The sequence below is a fragment of the Enterobacter cloacae complex sp. SHL022 genome, from assembly GCF_049237785.1.
In the GTDB taxonomy this organism is placed as follows: Bacteria; Pseudomonadota; Gammaproteobacteria; order Enterobacterales; family Enterobacteriaceae; genus Enterobacter; species Enterobacter hormaechei_C.
In genome coordinates this window covers 641,130-659,522 of sequence record NZ_JBMKJH010000001.1, presented here as the reverse complement: position 1 = coordinate 659,522, position 18,393 = coordinate 641,130, and the positions used below count along the sequence as shown (strand labels likewise).

Genomic DNA, 18,393 nt, shown 5'->3' with positions numbered 1-18,393 from the left:
TCGTTGAAAATCAGGCCCCTGCTGGGGGCCTTAAAAAGGAATGTAAATCGCCATGTTACTACCCTGGCTAATATTAATTCCCTTCATCGGCGGCTTCCTGTGCTGGCAGACCGAACGCTTTGGCGTGAAGATGCCGCGCTGGATCGCGCTGATCACCATGGGATTGACGCTCGCGCTTGGCCTGCAACTGTGGTTGCAGGGTGGCTACTCACTGACCCAGTCTGCGGGCCTTCCGCAGTGGCAGTCTGAGTTTATCCTGCCGTGGATCCCACGTTTCGGTATCACGATCCACCTCGCGATTGACGGTCTGTCGCTGCTGATGGTGGTGCTGACCGGTCTGCTCGGCGTTCTGGCGGTACTTTGCTCCTGGCGAGAAATCGAAAAATACCAGGGCTTCTTCCACCTGAACCTGATGTGGATCCTGGGCGGCGTGATCGGCGTGTTCCTGGCCATCGACATGTTCCTGTTCTTCTTCTTCTGGGAGATGATGCTGGTGCCGATGTACTTCCTGATCGCGCTGTGGGGTCACAAGGCATCCGACGGTAAAACGCGTATCACGGCGGCCACCAAGTTCTTCATCTATACCCAGGCGAGTGGTCTGGTGATGCTGATTGCCATCCTGGCGCTGGTGTTTGTGCATTACAACGCGACCGGTGTCTGGACCTTCAACTACGAAGACCTGCTGAAGACCCCGATGTCCCACGGCGTGGAATACCTGCTGATGCTGGGCTTCTTTATCGCCTTCGCGGTTAAAATGCCGGTGGTTCCGCTGCATGGCTGGCTGCCAGACGCGCACTCTCAGGCGCCAACGGCAGGTTCCGTTGACCTGGCGGGCATCTTGCTGAAAACCGCGGCTTACGGTCTGCTGCGTTTCTCCCTGCCGCTGTTCCCGAACGCCTCCGCAGAGTTCGCGCCGATTGCCATGTGGCTGGGCGTGATCGGTATCTTCTACGGTGCATGGATGGCCTTCACGCAGTACGACATCAAACGTCTGATTGCTTACACCTCCGTTTCCCACATGGGCTTCGTGCTGATTGCCATCTACACCGGCAGCCAGCTGGCGTACCAGGGCGCGGTTATCCAGATGATTGCGCACGGCCTGTCCGCTGCCGGTCTCTTCATCCTGTGTGGTCAGCTGTACGAACGTCTCCATACCCGCGACATGCGTATGATGGGCGGTCTGTGGGGCAAAATGAAATGGCTGCCGGCGCTCTCCATGTTCTTCGCGGTGGCGACTCTGGGTATGCCGGGTACCGGTAACTTCGTCGGCGAGTTTATGATCCTGTTCGGCAGCTTCAACGTGGTACCGACGATCACCGTCATCTCCACCTTTGGTCTGGTGTTTGCCTCCGTGTACTCGCTGGCGATGCTGCACCGCGCTTACTTCGGTAAAGCGAAGAGTGAAATTGCTGCACAAGAATTGCCGGGGATGTCGCTGCGAGAGCTGTTCATCATCCTGCTGCTGGTCGTACTGCTGGTGCTGTTGGGCTTCTATCCGCAGCCGATTCTGGATACCTCGCACTCCGCGATGGGTAACATCCAGCAGTGGTTTGTTAATTCTGCTTCTACTACAAGGCCGTAATTCGCCATGACAATAACTCCACAACAACTGATCGCGCTGCTACCGCTGCTGATCGTCGGATTGACGGTGGTGGTTGTGATGCTCTCCATTGCGTGGCGACGCAATCACTTCCTGAATGCGACCCTGTCCGTTCTGGGTCTGAACGCTGCGTTAGTCTCCCTCTGGTTTGTTGGCCAGGCGGGAGCGATGGACGTCACGCCGCTGATGCGCGTTGACGGCTACGCCATGCTCTACACCGGTCTGGTGCTGCTGGCGAGCCTGGCAACCTGTACCTTTGCTTACCCGTGGCTCGAAGGCTACAACGACAACAAAGAAGAGTTTTACCTGCTGGTTCTGATTGCCGCGCTGGGCGGCATTCTGCTGGCGAATGCGAACCACCTGGCCGCGCTGTTCCTCGGCATTGAGCTGATCTCTCTGCCGCTGTTCGGTCTGATTGGTTACGCCTTCCGCCAGAAGCGCTCGCTGGAAGCAAGCATCAAGTACACCATCCTGTCTGCGGCGGCGTCCTCGTTCCTGCTGTTTGGTATTGCGCTGGTGTACGCACAGTCCGGTAACCTCTCCTTTATGGCGCTCGGCAAGAGCCTCGGTGACGGCATGCTGCATGAGCCGCTGCTGCTGGCGGGTCTGGGCATGATGATTGTTGGCCTTGGCTTCAAACTCTCTCTGGTGCCGTTCCACCTGTGGACGCCAGACGTCTACCAGGGGGCACCGGCTCCGGTGTCGACCTTCCTGGCGACGGCGAGCAAAATCGCCATCTTCGGGGTAGTGATGCGTCTGTTCCTGTACGCGCCGGTGGGTGACAGCGAAGCGGTTCGCGTGGTGCTGGGCATCATCGCGTTCGTCTCCATCATCTTCGGTAACCTGATGGCGCTGAGCCAGACCAATATCAAGCGTCTGCTGGGCTACTCGTCTATCTCTCATCTGGGCTACCTGATGGTGGCGCTGATTGCGCTGCAGAGCGGTGAGATGTCGATGGAAGCCGTGGGCGTCTATCTGGCCGGTTACCTGTTCAGCAGCCTCGGCGCGTTCGGCGTGGTGAGCCTGATGTCCAGCCCGTACCGCGGCCCGGATGCAGATTCCCTGTTCTCCTACCGTGGACTGTTCTGGCACCGTCCGATTCTGTCTGCGGTAATGACCGTGATGATGCTCTCTCTGGCGGGTATCCCGATGACGCTGGGCTTTATCGGTAAGTTCTACGTGCTGGCCGTCGGTGTGCAGGCGGGTCTGTGGTGGCTGACGGCGGGTGTCGTTATCGGCTCCGCGATTGGTCTCTACTACTACCTGCGCGTAGCGGTGAGCCTGTACCTGAGCGCGCCTCAGCAGCTCAACCGCGATGCGCCGTCCAACTGGCAGTACAGCGCCGGCGGTATCGTGGTGCTAATCTCCGCGCTGCTGGTGCTGATCTTCGGTATCTATCCGCAGCCGCTGATTGATATCGTGCAGCGAGCGATGCCGCTGATGTAAAAACAAAAAACCCGCCTCGGCGGGTTTTTTATTGTTTTCTCCCTCTCCCCGTGGGAGAGGGCCGGGGTGAGGGCACCAGCCCGCACAGAGTAAAACATGCCCAGGGCGCTACGCTTGCAGGGCATACGGGTCTTGTAGGTCGGGTAAGCGAAGCGTCACCCGACTAAGCTAACTGCTTCCTGCTTATAAGCGGCCCTTCAATCTTCTTCATCGAGCGGTCCAGCACCTCTTCAATCACCGACGACAGCTCGTTCAGCTCAAACTTCGCCACATAGCCGTCCGCCTTCACTTTGCGAATATGATCTTCGTTCGCGTTGCCGGAAAGAGACGAGTGGATCACCACCGGAATATCTTTCAGTACCGGGTCGGTTTTGATTTTGCGCGTCAGCGTAAAGCCGTCCATCTCCGGCATTTCGAGGTCGGTCAATACCAGGGCAATCTTATCGGTAACGGGGACGCCCTCAGCCTGAGCCTGCGCGGCCAACTGAGTGATTTTCTCCCACGCGTCTTTGCCGGTGATATGCAGCTGGGCCGGGATCTCCATCGCCTGCAATCCCTTCTCCAGCATTGAGCGCGCCACTTTCGAATCTTCTGCAACAATCGCGACAGAGCCAGGCTTGATGTTAAATTTGGTGGTTTCCAGATGGGTGGCGTGCAGATCGTGGTTCGCCGGGGTGATGTCGTACAGGATCTGCTCCACGTCCAGCACCATCGCCAGATCGTTGGTATCCGTCTTCTCGTCCAGGCAGGCAATGCTGGTAATGTAGCGACCGCTGACGGCAGTTTCCGCAGCATGCACCTGCTTCCAGTCCAGACGCATGATGTTTTCCACCGATTCCACAGCAAACGCCTGCACGCTGCGGGCATATTCGGTGATCAGCAGGATGTTCAGCCCGGTGGCTGGCTTGCAGCCGGCGACGGCGGCCAGATCGATCACCGGGATCACCTGGTCGCGAATGTTCACCATCCCCATCAGTGGAGACTTCATTCCCGCCGGTTTGGTGAAGGTCGGCATCGGCACAATTTCGCGCAATTTGAACACGTTGATGCCGAACAGCTCGGATTTATTTTCGTTCAGAGAGGTGCCAAGACGGAACAGCAACAGTTCAAAACGGTTGGACAGGGTCAGGTTCGCCCTGTCATCAATATCTTTCTGGAAATTATCCATTCTACCCTCAAGAGAAATGCTGGCCTTTTAATCGTTATCGGCACGCTGAGGGAAAAATGAAGGACTAAACGCTGACCTGAGCAAAATCTTCCGCCAGCTCGCATGCAGGAAATACTTCCCGACACTCTGCCAGCAGGCTTTCAGCGCCGCGGACGTCATAGCGTGAGCTGACGTGAGTAACAATCAGTTTCCGGACGCCAGCCTCACGCGCCAGCTGCGCCGCCTGACGCGTTGAGCTGTGCCCCCGGCTGTTGGCTTTTTCTTCCATCGCCGCTTCCAGCGTCGCCTCATGCACCATCACATCCACACCCCCGGCAAGCCTGAGCGCCGAAGGGCAGGGGGCGGTATCCCCAAAAATAGCCAGTTTTTTGCCTGGCTGCGGCGGCGCGAGGTAATCCTGACCGTTGATGACGCGCCCGTCTTCCAGCGTGACGGTCTCGCCGTGCTTCAGACGCTGGAACAGCGGGCCAGGTTTCACCCCATCGGCCTGCAACGCGGCGGCGTTCAGCGCACCGGGCTTGTCATGCTCCTCAACGCGATAGCCGTAACATTCCACCGGATGGTTAAGCGGGTAAGCGCGCACCTGATAATCTCCGTCGTCGAACACCAGACCTTCGCCGATCTCCACCACCTCCAGCGGATAATCGGTCCACGAGCCGCTCAGGCGCAGCGTGGTTTCAACAAATTCCTGAATACCCGCAGGGCCATAAATGGTCAGCGGGTTAGCGTTACCGGCCATCGAACGGCTGCACAGCAGGCCCGGCAGGCCAAACAGATGGTCGCCGTGCAGATGGGTGATAAATATTTTATCCACTTTCCCCGGGTGGTATGAAGTATGCAGCATCTGATGCTGCGTACCCTCGCCGCAGTCAAACAGCCACAGCCCACCGCGGGTAGGATGCTTAAGATCCAGCAGAATCGCCGTCACGTTTCGTGAGCGGGTTGGCACCCCGGCGGACGTACCCAGAAAAATCAGTTCCATAACGCAATCAGCCCTTTGCCGAATGGGAAGGGGTTTAGTATAACGTGATGAACCCCAGGAAGGAGAAACACATGATCCAGTGGCAAGATCTACACCACAGCGAACTGACCGTGCAGTCACTCTACGCCCTGCTCAAACTGCGCTGTGAAGTCTTCGTGGTTGAACAAACCTGCCCGTATCAGGATATCGACGGCGATGACCTGGTCGGCGAGAACCGGCACATCCTCGGCTGGCGCGATAACGAGCTGGTGGCGTATGCGAGGATTCTGAAAAGCGAAGAGGAATTTGACCCTGTCGTCATTGGGCGCGTCACTATCAGCGGCCGCGCGCGCGGTGAAAAGCTGGGCTATCAGCTGATGGAAAAAACGCTGGACGCATGCCAGAAACAGTGGCCGGACAAGGCGTTATACCTGGGCGCGCAGGCGCATTTGCAATCATTCTATGGCCATTTTGGTTTTACCCCGGTCACGGACATTTACGACGAAGACGGCATCCCACACATCGGCATGGCACGCGAAGCGAAACAGGCGCAATAGCAATACGTTGTCTATAGTTACCGGACTGGTGTACTAACATGGAGAAAAATATGTCATTTCAATCCTGGGATACCCGAGTCGACGACGACCTGACGCTGCTAAGCGAAACGCTGGAAGAAGTGCTGCGCTCTTCAGGCGATCCTGCCGATCAGAAGTACATTGAGCTCAAAGCCCGCGCCGAGCAGGCGCTGCATGACGTGAAAAACCGCGTCAGTAACGCCTCCGACAATTATTACTACCGCGCCAAACAGGCGGTTTATCGTGCCGACGATTATGTGCATGAAAAACCGTGGCAGGGCATTGGGGTCGGTGCGGCCGTAGGGCTGGTGCTGGGTCTGCTGTTAGCCCGTCGTTAAGCCGGTAAACCACTCCCTACACGTGGGTACTGCTATTTATCGTCAGTACCCCGTATAATATAAGGCTTTAACAGGGAGAGGTTCGCGTGCACTCGATTTTCCTCGCGCTGCAAAGCCTGCGCACTCAGCTTGCGCAAGCATTGCCTGCTATACCCGGTTTACGCCATTTCGATGTCTCTTTCCCGTTAAACGACGCCTTCGATCCGCTGGCCTGGCTGGGTGTGCAGCGATGCTATCCTCAGTTTTACTGGCAACAGCGCAGCGGCGATGAAGAACTTGCCGCGCTCGGAAGCCTCGCCCAGTTTGATTCTCTGGCTTCGGCCTCGCGGTTTTTGCATGCCTATGACGTAGCCAATGACACCCGTATCTGCGGCCTGAACGCCTTCAACCCGGCGCAGGGCAAGCTGTTTTTACCGCGCCTTCTCTGGCGACGGTCTGGCGGGGTCGCCACGCTGCGTCTGCAACTGTGGAGCGAAACGTCGCTGCGGGAAGATGCCCGTGAGGCGCTGAATTTTGTCGATAACCTGCGCGACGCCGCGCCGATCCGCCCGTTGTCCGTGCAGATTGTGCAGGAAACCCATCATCCGGAAAAACCGGACTGGCTGGCGTTGATTCGTCAGGCGACGGATACCCTTGCTCGCGGCGATTTTGAGAAAGTGGTGCTCGCACGTGCTACAGACGTTCAGTGCCAGCAGCCCGTGAACGCCATCGCGCTGATGGCTGCAAGCCGCGCCCTAAACCTCAACTGCTATCATTTTTGTATGGTCTTTGACGCCAGCAATGCCTTCCTCGGCTCGACGCCCGAGCGCCTGTGGCGGCGACGCGGCACGCTGCTGCGCACTGAAGCGCTGGCAGGCACCGTCGCCAGCCATTCTGACGATAAGCAGGCCCAGCGTCTGGGCGACTGGCTGATGAACGACGATAAAAATCAGCGGGAAAATATGCTGGTGGTGGAAGATATCTGCCAGCGTCTTCAGCACCATACCCGGACGCTGGAGATCCTGCCTGCGCAGGTGCTGCGTCTGCGCAAGGTGCAGCATTTACGCCGCTGTATCTGGACCGAACTTAAACAGCCTGACGACGAACAGTGTCTGCATATTTTGCAACCGACGGCGGCGGTGGCCGGGCTGCCGCGACAGGCGGCCCGAGAATTTATTGCGAAAGTCGAGCCGTTTGACCGGGAGTGGTACGCCGGTTCGGCGGGCTATTTATCGCGCGATCAGAGCGAATTCTGTGTGGCATTACGCTCCGCCCGCGTTCACAACGCTGCGCTGCGTCTTTATGCGGGGGCGGGCATCGTCAGCGGCTCCGATCCTGAGCAGGAGTGGCAGGAGATCGAAAACAAGGCCGCCGGGCTGCGTTCCCTTCTCCTAAGGGATTAATACTGATTCGTGCAATCCCGATTCATATCAAAATTCTGACTTTTTCTATTATTTATACTGTGTCGCATTCTTGATACTGGACAATCTCATGTCAGTAAGTTCTTTTAACCGACGCTGGGCGGCGGTGATCCTTGAAGCCCTGACCCGTCATGGTGTCAGGCATGTGTGTATTGCCCCGGGCTCTCGCTCCACGCCGCTCACCCTTGCTGCCGCGGAAAACCTGGCTTTTATTCACCACACCCATTTTGATGAGCGTGGTCTGGGCCATCTGGCGCTCGGGCTGGCGAAAGTCAGTAAAGCGCCCGTGGCGGTGATCGTCACCTCCGGCACGGCGGTGGCGAACCTCTATCCGGCGCTGATTGAAGCGGGATTAACCGGTGAAAAGCTGATTTTACTCACCGCCGACCGTCCCCCGGAACTTATCGACTGCGGCGCTAACCAGGCTATTCGTCAGCCTGGCATTTTTGCCTCGCATCCTTCACAGACGGTCTCGTTGCCGCGCCCCACCCAGGACATTCCCGCCAGCTGGCTGGTCTCAACCCTCGACCACGCCATGAACGCACTGCGCAGCGGCGGGCTACACATTAACTGCCCGTTTGCCGAGCCGCTGTACGGTGAAATGAACGATACTGGCCTCGTCTGGCAACAGCAGCTGGGAGACTGGTGGGAGAGCGAAAAAACCTGGCTGCGCGAGCAGACGCATCTGGAAAGCGCTAAACAGCGCGACTGGTTCTTCTGGCGTCAGAAGCGCGGCGTGGTGATAGCCGGGCGGATGAGTGCGGCGGAAGGTAAGCTTGCGGCGGAGTGGGCACAAACGCTTGGCTGGCCGCTGATTGGTGACGTGCTTTCCCAGACGGGCCAGCCGCTGCCCTGCGCCGACCTCTGGCTGGGGAACGCGAAAGCGGTCACCGAGCTGGCGCAGGCGCAGATTGTCGTCCAGCTGGGATCGAGCCTGACGGGGAAGCGTCTGCTCCAGTGGCAGGCCACCTGTACGCCTGAAGAGTACTGGCTGGTGGACCCGCTCGAAGGACGCCTTGACCCGGCGCACCATCGTGGCCGCCGCCTGGTGAGCGATATTAACAGCTGGCTGGAATTGCATCCGGCGGAAAAACGCAAACCCTGGGCGGTGGAGATCCCGGCGCTGTCACGTCAGGCGTGGGAACTCACCAAAGCGCAGTGCGAGGCGTTCAGTGAAGCCGGGCTGGCGCACCATATCCGCAAATATCTTCCCGAGCAGGGACAACTTTTTGTCGGTAACAGCCTGGTGGTGCGCCTGATTGACGCCTTTTCGCAGCTGCCGGCGGGTTATCCGGTGTACAGCAACCGGGGCGCGAGCGGCATTGACGGCCTGATCTCCACCGCCGCTGGCGTACAGAGGGCCAGCGCGAAATCCACGCTGGCGATTGTGGGGGATCTCTCAGCCCTCTACGATCTCAACGCGCTGGCGCTCCTGCGTCAGGCGTCGGCCCCGTTCGTGCTGATTGTTGTGAACAATAACGGCGGGCAGATTTTCTCGTTGCTGCCGACGCCGCAAAGCGAACGTGAGCGCTTCTATCTGATGCCGCAAAACGTGCAGTTCGAACACGCCGCCGCCATGTTCAGCCTTAAATACCATCGCCCGGAAAGCTGGGACGATCTGGAAACGGCGCTGAGCACCGCCTGGCGGCAGCCTGGCGCGACGCTCATTGAGCTGGTGGTAAACGATGCTGACGGCGCGCAGAAGCTGCAACATCTGCTGGCGCAGGTGAGTCACCTGTGATCCTCGCAGGCGTCACCCAGCCAGGAAATCCAGGCTACCCCTGGCTGGTTTTCCTGCACGGTTTTTCCGGCGACTGTCGCGAGTGGCAGGCTGTCGGGGCGTCGCTGCATGACTACCCCCGGCTCTACCTTGACCTGCCCGGGCACGGTGGTTCAGCGGATACGGACGTGACGGGGTTTGCAGAGGTGAGCGATTTGCTCACGCACACCCTTTTTAGTTACAACATACTAAAGTACTGGCTGATAGGGTACTCCCTCGGCGGCCGCATTGCGATGTTCCATGCCTGCCAGCATCCAGCGGGGTTAGACGGGGTTATTGTGGAAGGTGGACACCCGGGCCTGCAAGACCCCGATGCGCGCCAGGCGCGGCTGACCTCTGACCGCCGCTGGGCATCACGTTTACGCAGTGAGCCGCTGGAGGCCGTCTTTGCCGACTGGTATCAACAGCCGGTCTTTGCCTCCCTTACTGATGAACAGCGCAAGGCGCTGATCGCGCTGCGCAGCCGGAACAACGGCCCGAGGCTGGCAGAGATGCTGGAAGCCACCTCGCTTGCCGTTCAGCCTGATTTACGTCCCGCGCTCACCGCGCGTGATTTTTCTTTTGACTATCTCTATGGCGAACGTGACGGGAAGTTTGCAGCTATCGCCGCTGAACTTAACGCCACGCGTCATGCTATCCCTCACGCCGGACACAACGCCCACCGGGACAACCCGGAAGCGGTTGCCGCGAGTCTGGCTCAGATACTGCGTTATCGAACAAAGGACACGCTATGATCTATCCTGATGAACACATGCTTTACGCGCCGGTTGAATGGCAGGACTGCTCCGAAGGCTATACCGACATTCGTTACCACAAATCCGCCGATGGTATCGCCAAAATCACTATCAACCGTCCACAGGTGCGCAACGCATTTCGTCCGTTGACCGTAAAAGAGATGATCCAGGCGCTGGCGGATGCCCGCTATGACGACACTGTCGGCGTCATCATCCTCACCGGGGAAGGGGAGAAAGCCTTCTGCTCCGGCGGCGATCAGAAAGTCCGCGGTGACTACGGCGGATACCAGGATGATGCGGGCACGCACCACCTGAACGTGCTGGATTTCCAGCGCCAGATCCGCACCTGTCCAAAACCGGTGGTCGCGATGGTGGCAGGGTATTCCATCGGCGGCGGTCACGTGCTGCACATGATGTGTGACCTGACGATCGCGGCGGAAAATGCCATTTTCGGTCAGACTGGCCCGAAAGTCGGCTCTTTCGACGGCGGCTGGGGCGCGTCCTATATGGCGCGCATTGTCGGCCAGAAAAAAGCCCGCGAAATCTGGTTCCTGTGCCGCCAGTACAACGCGCAGGAAGCGCTGGATATGGGGCTGGTCAACACCGTGGTGCCGATCGCCGATCTGGAAAAAGAGACCGTGCGCTGGTGTCGCGAAATGCTGCAAAACAGCCCAATGGCGCTGCGCTGCCTGAAAGCGGCCCTCAACGCCGACTGTGACGGTCAGGCGGGCCTTCAGGAGCTGGCAGGTAACGCCACCATGCTGTTCTATATGACCGAAGAGGGTCAGGAAGGGCGCAACGCGTTCAACGAAAAACGCCAGCCAGACTTCAGCAAATACAAACGGAACCCGTAATGCGTCGCGCGCAGGTTTACCGCTGGCAGATACCGATGGACGCGGGCGTGGTGCTGCGTGAACGGCGGTTAAAAACCCGTGACGGCTTTTTCATGCATCTCCGGCAGGGCGAGCGGGAAGGGTGGGGCGAAATCGCCCCGCTTCCGGGCTTTAGCCTGGAAACGCTCGACGAGGCGCAGGCCGCGCTGATGGCCTGGACGCACGCCTGGCGCGAGGGAGAAGATCCGGCGCTGCCGGACGTTCCTTCCGTCGCGTTCGGCATCAGCTGCGCGCTGGCAGAGCTGGACGGCAGTTTGCCGGAGGCGGCGAACTATCGCGCCGCGCCGCTCTGTACTGGCGATCCGGATGAACTTTTCGCGCTCCTTTCCGCGATGCCTGGCGAGAAGGTGGCGAAAATAAAGGTCGGCCTGTACGAAGCGGTGCGCGACGGGATGGTGGTTAATCTGTTACTGGAAGCCATTCCCGATCTGCACCTGCGCCTGGACGCCAACCGCGCCTGGACACCGCTCAGGGCGCAGCAGTTTGCGAAGTACGTCAACCCGGCGTACCGCAGCCGCATCGCGTTTCTCGAAGAGCCGTGCAAAACGCGCGACGACTCTCGCGCCTTCGCCCGGGAAACCGGCATCGCCATCGCCTGGGATGAGAGCCTGCGCGAAGCCGATTTCGCGTTTGCCGCCGAGCCGGGCGTCAGGGCCGTGGTGATTAAGCCAACGCTGACCGGCAGCCTCGACAAGGTGCGCGAGCAGGTTGCGGCGGCCCATGCCGCAGGGCTGACGGCGGTGATCAGTTCATCCATCGAATCCAGCCTCGGCCTGACGCAGCTGGCGCGCATCGCTGCATGGTTAACGCCGGACACCGTTCCCGGTCTCGATACGCTAAACCTGATGCAGGCCCAGCTGATTCGCCAGTGGCCTGGCAGCACCTTGCCGTGCCTCGACGTCGGGGCGCTGGAGCCATTGCGATGAGTTTTACCGACTGGCCGTGGCGGCACTGGCGCACCCGGCGTGCCGATAAACCCGCGCTGCGTTTAGACGATGTAACGCTCAGTTGGTCTCAGATGGGCGAGCGTATCGATCGCCTGGCAGCCGGTTTTCAGTCTCAGGGCGTTGCTGACGGTGACGGCGTCATGCTGCTCGCCCACAACCACCCGCAGACCCTGCTGGCCTGGCTGGCGCTGCTTCAGTGCGGCGCCCGCATTTTGCCGGTGAACCCTCAGCTTCCCCGTCCGCTGCTGGACGTCCTCCTGCCGCAGATGACCCTGCGTTTTGCGCTGGTGCTTAACGGTGAGTATGACGGTCTGCCCGCGCTGGCATTAAGAGAGGGCGAGGGGCAGGGGGGCGTGACGTGGCGGGCAGAACGACTGGCCTCAATGACGCTCACCTCCGGCTCCACCGGTTTGCCAAAAGCGGCGGTGCACACCTGTGCCGCCCACCTTGCCAGCGCAAAAGGGGTGCTGGCGCTGATGCCTTACGGCGAAAGCGACGACTGGCTGCTCTCTCTGCCGCTGTTTCACGTCTCCGGTCAGGGGATTTTGTGGCGCTGGTTACAGGGCGGAGGCCGTCTCACCGTACGCGAAAAACAGCCGCTTGAGCAGGCGCTACAGGGCTGTACCCACGCCTCGCTGGTGCCAACGCAGCTGTGGCGACTGCTTAATTCACACCATCCCGTCGCGCTGAAAGCCGTGCTGCTCGGCGGGGCGGAAATCCCCGTTGCGCTGACCGAACAGGCGCGCGAGCAGAGGATCCGTACATTCTGCGGCTACGGTCTGACCGAGTTCGCCTCCACCGTCTGCGCCAAAGAGGCCGACGGCGCGCCGGACGTGGGCAGCGCGCTGCCGGGCAGAGACGTTCAGGTGGTAAACGGTGAAGTCTGGATCCGGGCGGAAAGCATGGCGGCGGGCTACTGGCGAGACGGCGCATTATTGCCGCTGGTCAATGCGCAGGGCTGGTTCGCCACCCGCGATCGCGGCGAGTGGCATGACGGACGCCTGACCATTCTGGGCCGAATGGACAATCTCTTTTTCAGCGGCGGAGAAGGGATCCAGCCGGAAGCGCTGGAGCGCGTTATCGCCACGCATCCGCAGGTAAGCCAGGCGTTTGTCGTTCCGCTGGATGATGCTGAGTACGGGCAACGTCCGGTGGCGGTAGTGGAATGCGAGCCGGGCACGGATATCACGCTGCTGCCGGAGTGGGTTCAGGGCAGGCTGGCGCGCTTTGAGCAGCCGGTACACTGGCTGGCGCTGCCGTCAGAACTGAAAAATGGCGGGATTAAAATCTCCCGCCAGGCGTTAAAGCAGTGGGTCAATGCCCTGTTGAGGGGCTAATCAGCCGATATCCGGCTGCGGTTTGTGCTGGCGTCGGCGGATCCAGCGCAGCACCGGCGGCACGACAATCACCATAATCGCCATTGCCAGCAGGATCTTCGTTACGCTGCTCTCCCACAGGATCCCCATGTTGCCGTTGCTGATGGAGAGGGCGCGGCGCAGGTTCTGCTCCAGCATTTCCCCCAGCACAAACCCTAATATCAGCGGCGACATCGGGAAGTGCATCTTGCGCAGAATGTAGCCCAGCACGCCGAGCAGCACCATCAACACCAGGTCGAAGGTGGTGCTGTGCACCGCGTACACCCCAACCGCAGAGACGGCGGCGATGGCCGGGACCAGGAACCACAGGGGAATGGTCAGCATGCGGGTGAACAGGCCGATCAGCGGGATGTTCATTACCAGCAACATCACGTTGGCGATCAGCAGGGCGGCAATTAAACCCCAGACGATATCGGGCTGCTCGGTAAACATCGCCGGACCCGGGGTGATGTTATAGAGCGTCAGCGCGCCCATCATTACTGCCGTGGTGCCGGAGCCCGGCACGCCGAGGGTCAGCATCGGGATAAACGAGCCGCAGGCCGAGGCGTTATTCGCCGCCTCCGGCGCCGCCACGCCGCGGATATCGCCTTTGCCGAAGCTGTCGCTGTTACCGCTCAGCTTTTTCTCGGTCATGTAGGTGATGGCGCTGGCGATAGTAGCCCCTGCGCCGGGCAAAATGCCGACGAAGAAACCGATCACCGACGAACGCAGGGTGGCACCCACACACTGCGCCCCCTCTTTGGCATTAAAGAGCATACGTCCGGTTTTACGCACCAGCGTCTGCCCGCTGCTGGTATGTTCCAGCATCAGTAAGATTTCTGAGACAGAGAACAGACCAATCACCACGACGATAAACTGCACGCCGTCGGAGAGATGAACGCTGTCGAAGGTAAAACGATAAACCCCGGTGTTGGCATCCACGCCGACGGTGGCCAGACTGAGGCCAATCAACGCAGACAAAAACGACTTCAGCGGATTCTGCGCCATCATGCTGCCGAGACAGGCGATGGCGAACACCATCAGGGCAAAATACTCGGCCGGACCAAACGCCAGCGACCACTGGGCCAACGCCGGGGCGAAGAGGATGATGCCGCCAATGGCGATCAGGGAGCCAAAGAACGAGCTGACGGCGGAAATAGAGAGCGCCACGCCGCCGCGTCCCTGCTGCGCCATTGGATAGCCATCCAGCGCGGTCATAATGGCGGCGGCATCGCCGGGCACGTTAAGCAGAATCGAGGAAATACGCCCCCCGTATTCGCAGCCGATATAAACCGTCGCCAGCAGGATCAGCGCCGATTCCGCAGGCAGGTGCAGCGCAAAGGCCAGCGGCAGTAAAATCGCCACGCCGTTGATAGGTCCAAGGCCCGGCAGCAGGCCGACGATGGTCCCGACGAAACAGCCGATCAGGGCGATCACCAGGTTTTCCGGGGTCATCGCTACCGCGAACCCCTGAGAGAGATAGATCCAGGTATCCATAGCGTGCTCCGTTAGTTAAACCATGCGCCAAGCGGCAGGGTCACGTCCAGCAGGCGGTCGAAGGCGTACCAGAGTAAAATGCCCAGTACGACCCCGGAGATCCCCGCCGCAGGCAGCGAGGCGTTAAATAGTATGCCAATCACCATCGTCAGCAGGGCGGTGGCAATCGGGAAGCCGAGCCATTCAAAGCCCCACGCGTACATCAGCAGGACAATCACCATTACCAGCAGACGTTGCAGCGTTCGGCGTGGCGGCCACTCCACGGTATCCGGATGGCGCAGCAGCAGCGCTACCGAGCAGAGCAGCATCAGGCCGACAATGCCGACGGGAAAGGGGCGTGGCCCCACGGGTTCATAGCTGTATTCGCTGTGGATCTGCCAGGCGACGAACATGCCGCCAATGCAGAGCAGCAGCCATATCCCGGCAAAAATGCGATCGCTCATAGCGCCTCCGGTTATTTCGCCAGACCAAAGGCTTTCGCCTGTTCGCGGTAGTCATTCACCTGTTTTTTGACATACTCGTCCAGCTGCTTGCCGTTCAGGTTGAACTCAAACAGCCCGCGCAGATCGCGCTGTTTTTTGAACTCCTCGGTTTGCTGAAGTTTTGCGAAGGTATCCACCCACCACTGGTATTCGGCGTCGGTCACTTTTGGCCCGACGAAGAAGCCGCGGATGATCGGCCAGACCAGGTTATAACCCTGCTCTTTGGCGGTTGGGACGTCTGCCAGCTGGCCCGGCAGACGGTTTTCTGAGAAGACCGCCAGCACACGGATCTTATCCCCGCTCAGGTAGGGCACCATTTCGCTGAGATCGCCCGATACCGCCTGGACGTGATTGCCCATCAGCGCCGTCACCGGCTCGCCGCCGCCTTCAAAGGCCACGTAACGCATCTTGTGCGGATCCACTTTGGCCTGCTGCGCCAGCAGCGCGGCTTTCATCCAGTCCTGGCTGCCGATAGAGGCGCCTGCGCCAATGACCACGCTGTTCGGATCTTTTTCCATGGCGGTCAGCAGATCTTTCAGGGATTTCCACGGAGAGTCCGCGCGCACGGCGATCATGCCGTAATCGGTGCCTACGGTGGCGAGCCAGCGCACGTCGTCCACGTCATAACGGCCAAATTTCCCCTGTGACAGATTCAGCAGCGAACCGCCGGAGAAGGCCACCACGGTGCCCGCTTCGGCAGGGCGCTGGGCGACGATGGCGTTATAGGCTACCGCGCCCACGCCGCCGGGCATGTAGGTAACGCGCATCGGTTTCTCAATGGCCTTCGTCTCCAGCAGGCTGACCTGAATCAGCTTACAGGTCAGGTCGAAGCCGCCGCCGGGTTTGGCCGGGGCGATACATTCGGTACGGGATGGCGCGTCCTGCGCCTGGACGACAGAGGCACTCAACAGCAATACGCTTGCAGCAAGGGTAGAAAGTAATTGTTTTTTCATCGTTTATCCTCACGCCGGAGAACCGGGAGTACGGGTACGGGTGTCTTTTTTCTGATTATGTGAACCACCTTGTAGCGGTTCCGTTGCGTGATTGTTAAAACAATAACCTTTCATTTCCCTTTCACTGCGACACCAACTTTACAGGATGTGATATGCGTCTCTTACTGGCGGAAGATAATCGTGAGCTGGCTCACTGGCTGGAAAAAGCGCTGGTACAAAACGGATTTGCCGTGGATTGCGTCAACGATGGACGGGCGGCCGATCATCTTTTGCAGGGAGAAAACTATGCCGTCGCGATCCTTGATATCGGCATGCCCGGTTTCGACGGGCTGGAGGTGGTGCATCGGCTGAGAAAGCGCGGGCAGACGTTGCCCGTGCTGTTTCTTACCGCCCGCAGCAACGTGGCAGACAGGGTTAAGGGGCTGAATGCCGGGGCGGATGACTACCTGCCGAAACCGTTCGAGCTGGAGGAGCTTGATGCCCGCCTGCGTGCGCTGCTGCGCCGCAGTGAAGGGCGAACCCAGGAGCGCCAGCGGCTGGGAGAGCTGGAGTACGATGATGAAGGCTTTTTTCTGCTGCGCGATGAACCCCTTTCCCTCACGCCGCGCGAACTCTCTTTGCTGAAGGTGCTGATGCACCGTCGGACCCGTCCCGTCTCCCGGCAACAGCTTTTCGACCAGGTGTTCAGCCTGAACGACGACGTCAGCCCCGAGAGCATCGATCTCTATATTCACCGCCTGCGTAAGAAGCTGACCGGCAGCGGCGTGCGGATCACCACCCTCCGGGGGCTGGGCTACGTGCTGGAGTGCGGCGATGAAGTGGGTTAAGCCGCAGTCGCTTTACCTGCAACTTTTGCTTTTTCTGGGTTTGCCGCTGCTGCTGTTATGGGGGCTGTCAGCCTTTAACAGCTACGTTAGCGCGCTACAGGCGGCGACGCAGGCCTATGACCGCACGCTGTTATCCTCGGCGCGCACGGTGTCAGAGCGGCTGGTGGTGCACAACGGCAAGCTCCAGGTGAACGTGCCGTGGGTCGTGCTCGACAGCTTCGAGCTGAACATGAACGATCGCCTCTACTACAAGGTCGTGGACCCTGACGGGCGGACGATCTCCGGCTATGACGATCTGCCGAATATGCCCCCCTCCACGTCGCGCACCTCCCACTATCCGGCGCTGGCGTGGTTTTATCATACCGAGTATCGCGGGCAGGCGATCCGCGTGGCGAAGCTGCTCCAGCCGGTTAACGAGGACAGTGTGTTCGGCATGGCGGAAATCTACGTCGCCGAAACGTTGCAGTCGCGGCGCTATCTGGCCACTCAGCTGCTGTTTTCCTCGCTCGTGTCGCAGGGACTGCTGGTGCTGCTGACGCTGGTCCTGACCGCGTGGCTGCTGCGTCGCGTGCTGCGCCCGATGCGGCAGCTCTCTTCGCTGATGGTGCGCCGTGAGCCCGGGCTACTGGCCCCGCTGCCGGAGCTGCTGCCCTGGTCGGAAACGCGGCTGCTGATTGTGGCATTTAACCGCTATATCGACAGGTTACGCGGCGTGCTTTCGCGACAGGCGCGCTTTAATGCTGACGCCTCACACCAGCTCAAAACGCCGCTGGCGGTGCTGAAAACCCAGGTATCGGTTGCCCTGACGCGTAACGATCCGGCCCTGTGGCAGGAGAGCTTACGGGCGATGAACGTCACGCTGGATAACACCATCGTGCTGACGGAAAGGCTGTTGCAGCTTTCAGCGGTGAAGCGAAAAGAGCAGGGGGAGCGACAGTTTGCCCCTGTCGATCTGGTGCAGGTGGTGCAAAACTGCTGCTTTTCCCGGCTGGCGCAGGCGCGCAGCAAGGGTATCGATCTCGGTTATGACGGCGTACAGCAACCGGTAATGATTGAGGGTGATGACGTGCTGCTGGGTGAACTCTGCGCCAACCTGCTGGAGAACGCGATCAAATACACGCCGGAGCAGGGCATCGTGACGGTGTACCTGCGCACGGCTAACGATGCCGTTGAGCTGAGCGTGGAGGACAGCGGACCGGGTATTGCTGAAGACCAGATCTCCCAGGCCATGCTGCCGTTTCATCGTCTGGAAAACGTGGGTGATGCCGCCGGGTCCGGCATTGGCCTGGCGCTGGCTAACGATATTGCCCGCCTGCACCGCAGCCATCTTCAGCTGATGCCCAGTGAAAATCTGGGTGGGCTGAGCGTGAAAATGCGCTTTCTGATGCTGATATAAATGCCGATATTATCAAATCGTTACAAACTAATTGCCTGCCG

Annotated in this window: 17 protein-coding genes; 12 read left to right on the top strand and 5 right to left on the bottom strand. The window is 59.7% G+C overall.

Annotated elements, in window-relative coordinates:
• Nucleotides 1-52: 52 nt before the first annotated feature.
• On the top strand, nt 53-1,582 hold the full coding sequence (nuoM, locus tag ACOTZD_RS03065) for an NADH-quinone oxidoreductase subunit M (RefSeq protein ID WP_003861498.1): 1,530 nt from the start codon (nt 53-55) through the stop codon (nt 1,580-1,582).
• Nucleotides 1,583-1,588: 6 nt separating this feature from the next.
• Nucleotides 1,589-3,046, top strand: a complete 1,458-nt coding sequence (gene nuoN / locus ACOTZD_RS03060; RefSeq protein ID WP_174402090.1) for an NADH-quinone oxidoreductase subunit NuoN — start codon at nt 1,589-1,591, stop codon at nt 3,044-3,046.
• Between the two features lie 163 nt (nt 3,047-3,209).
• Here nuoN and ACOTZD_RS03055 read toward each other — a convergent pair whose 3' ends face one another.
• Both ACOTZD_RS03055 and rbn read right to left on the bottom strand, forming a co-directional pair.
• Nucleotides 3,210-4,214, bottom strand: a complete 1,005-nt coding sequence (locus ACOTZD_RS03055) for a chemotaxis protein (protein ID WP_003859465.1) — start codon at nt 4,212-4,214, stop codon at nt 3,210-3,212.
• 64 nt (nt 4,215-4,278) lie between these two features.
• Nucleotides 4,279-5,196, bottom strand: coding sequence for a ribonuclease BN (rbn, locus tag ACOTZD_RS03050; RefSeq protein ID WP_050871398.1), 918 nt, complete (start codon nt 5,194-5,196; stop codon nt 4,279-4,281).
• Between the two features lie 71 nt (nt 5,197-5,267).
• Between rbn and ACOTZD_RS03045 the strand changes: the two genes are divergently transcribed.
• From ACOTZD_RS03045 to menE, 8 genes are all read left to right on the top strand, one after another.
• Complete coding sequence (locus tag ACOTZD_RS03045) at nt 5,268-5,732, top strand: GNAT family N-acetyltransferase (RefSeq protein ID WP_421636248.1); 465 nt, start codon at nt 5,268-5,270, stop codon at nt 5,730-5,732.
• A gap of 50 nt (nt 5,733-5,782) precedes the next feature.
• Complete coding sequence (gene elaB / locus ACOTZD_RS03040; RefSeq protein WP_017693006.1) at nt 5,783-6,088, top strand: stress response protein ElaB; 306 nt, start codon at nt 5,783-5,785, stop codon at nt 6,086-6,088.
• Nucleotides 6,089-6,174: 86 nt separating this feature from the next.
• Nucleotides 6,175-7,470, top strand: coding sequence for an isochorismate synthase MenF (gene menF / locus ACOTZD_RS03035; RefSeq protein ID WP_174402089.1), 1,296 nt, complete (start codon nt 6,175-6,177; stop codon nt 7,468-7,470).
• An 88-nt stretch (nt 7,471-7,558) separates the two neighbouring features.
• Nucleotides 7,559-9,229, top strand: coding sequence for a 2-succinyl-5-enolpyruvyl-6-hydroxy-3-cyclohexene-1-carboxylic-acid synthase (menD, locus tag ACOTZD_RS03030; RefSeq protein WP_063864237.1), 1,671 nt, complete (start codon nt 7,559-7,561; stop codon nt 9,227-9,229).
• Nucleotides 9,226-10,002, top strand: coding sequence for a 2-succinyl-6-hydroxy-2,4-cyclohexadiene-1-carboxylate synthase (gene menH / locus ACOTZD_RS03025; protein WP_023324996.1), 777 nt, complete (start codon nt 9,226-9,228; stop codon nt 10,000-10,002). The genes menD and menH overlap by 4 nt, the downstream gene beginning before the upstream one ends.
• Nucleotides 9,999-10,856: a 1,4-dihydroxy-2-naphthoyl-CoA synthase gene (gene menB / locus ACOTZD_RS03020; RefSeq protein WP_023314580.1), complete on the top strand. Its 858-nt coding sequence runs from the start codon at nt 9,999-10,001 to the stop codon at nt 10,854-10,856. The genes menH and menB overlap by 4 nt, the downstream gene beginning before the upstream one ends.
• The gene (menC, locus tag ACOTZD_RS03015) at nt 10,856-11,821 is read left to right on the top strand and encodes an o-succinylbenzoate synthase (RefSeq protein WP_045345842.1); all 966 of its coding nucleotides are present in this window, start codon (nt 10,856-10,858) and stop codon (nt 11,819-11,821) included. The genes menB and menC overlap by 1 nt, the downstream gene beginning before the upstream one ends.
• Nucleotides 11,818-13,179 carry an o-succinylbenzoate--CoA ligase gene (menE, locus tag ACOTZD_RS03010; RefSeq protein WP_174402088.1) on the top strand — a complete coding sequence of 454 codons (1,362 nt, stop codon included), beginning with the start codon at nt 11,818-11,820 and terminating at the stop codon, nt 13,177-13,179. Before menC ends, menE begins: the two co-directional genes overlap by 4 nt.
• On the opposite strand, the gene ACOTZD_RS03005 is transcribed toward menE, so the two are convergent.
• Genes ACOTZD_RS03005 through ACOTZD_RS02995 form a run of 3 tightly spaced genes read right to left on the bottom strand, consistent with a single transcriptional unit; the run spans nt 13,180 to nt 16,129 of the window.
• Complete coding sequence (locus tag ACOTZD_RS03005; RefSeq protein ID WP_003859445.1) at nt 13,180-14,694, bottom strand: tripartite tricarboxylate transporter permease; 1,515 nt, start codon at nt 14,692-14,694, stop codon at nt 13,180-13,182. It abuts the gene before it with no gap.
• An 11-nt stretch (nt 14,695-14,705) separates the two neighbouring features.
• Nucleotides 14,706-15,137 carry a tripartite tricarboxylate transporter TctB family protein gene (locus ACOTZD_RS03000; RefSeq protein WP_003859443.1) on the bottom strand — a complete coding sequence of 144 codons (432 nt, stop codon included), beginning with the start codon at nt 15,135-15,137 and terminating at the stop codon, nt 14,706-14,708.
• An 11-nt stretch (nt 15,138-15,148) separates the two neighbouring features.
• Nucleotides 15,149-16,129, bottom strand: a complete 981-nt coding sequence (locus tag ACOTZD_RS02995) for a Bug family tripartite tricarboxylate transporter substrate binding protein (protein ID WP_003859441.1) — start codon at nt 16,127-16,129, stop codon at nt 15,149-15,151.
• A 152-nt stretch (nt 16,130-16,281) separates the two neighbouring features.
• Here ACOTZD_RS02995 and tctD point away from each other — a divergent pair, with 152 nt between their 5' ends.
• On the top strand, nt 16,282-16,956 hold the full coding sequence (gene tctD, locus ACOTZD_RS02990) for a transcriptional regulator TctD (RefSeq protein WP_017693014.1): 675 nt from the start codon (nt 16,282-16,284) through the stop codon (nt 16,954-16,956).
• Complete coding sequence (locus ACOTZD_RS02985) at nt 16,943-18,352, top strand: sensor histidine kinase (protein ID WP_003859438.1); 1,410 nt, start codon at nt 16,943-16,945, stop codon at nt 18,350-18,352. The genes tctD and ACOTZD_RS02985 overlap by 14 nt, the downstream gene beginning before the upstream one ends.
• Nucleotides 18,353-18,393 lie beyond the last annotated feature (41 nt).

Coding starts and splice junctions, on each gene's coding strand:
- menB (WP_023314580.1), top strand. CDS start 9,999: ATGATCTATCCTGATGAACACATGCTTTACGCGCCGGTTGAATGGCAG.
- ACOTZD_RS03055 (WP_003859465.1), bottom strand. CDS start 4,214: ATGGATAATTTCCAGAAAGATATTGATGACAGGGCGAACCTGACCCTG.
- ACOTZD_RS03005 (WP_003859445.1), bottom strand. CDS start 14,694: ATGGATACCTGGATCTATCTCTCTCAGGGGTTCGCGGTAGCGATGACC.
- menD (WP_063864237.1), top strand. CDS start 7,559: ATGTCAGTAAGTTCTTTTAACCGACGCTGGGCGGCGGTGATCCTTGAA.
- rbn (WP_050871398.1), bottom strand. CDS start 5,196: ATGGAACTGATTTTTCTGGGTACGTCCGCCGGGGTGCCAACCCGCTCA.
- elaB (WP_017693006.1), top strand. CDS start 5,783: ATGTCATTTCAATCCTGGGATACCCGAGTCGACGACGACCTGACGCTG.
- menC (WP_045345842.1), top strand. CDS start 10,856: ATGCGTCGCGCGCAGGTTTACCGCTGGCAGATACCGATGGACGCGGGC.
- ACOTZD_RS03045 (WP_421636248.1), top strand. CDS start 5,268: ATGATCCAGTGGCAAGATCTACACCACAGCGAACTGACCGTGCAGTCA.
- nuoM (WP_003861498.1), top strand. CDS start 53: ATGTTACTACCCTGGCTAATATTAATTCCCTTCATCGGCGGCTTCCTG.
- ACOTZD_RS02995 (WP_003859441.1), bottom strand. CDS start 16,129: ATGAAAAAACAATTACTTTCTACCCTTGCTGCAAGCGTATTGCTGTTG.
- ACOTZD_RS03000 (WP_003859443.1), bottom strand. CDS start 15,137: ATGAGCGATCGCATTTTTGCCGGGATATGGCTGCTGCTCTGCATTGGC.
- tctD (WP_017693014.1), top strand. CDS start 16,282: ATGCGTCTCTTACTGGCGGAAGATAATCGTGAGCTGGCTCACTGGCTG.
- menE (WP_174402088.1), top strand. CDS start 11,818: ATGAGTTTTACCGACTGGCCGTGGCGGCACTGGCGCACCCGGCGTGCC.
- nuoN (WP_174402090.1), top strand. CDS start 1,589: ATGACAATAACTCCACAACAACTGATCGCGCTGCTACCGCTGCTGATC.
- ACOTZD_RS02985 (WP_003859438.1), top strand. CDS start 16,943: ATGAAGTGGGTTAAGCCGCAGTCGCTTTACCTGCAACTTTTGCTTTTT.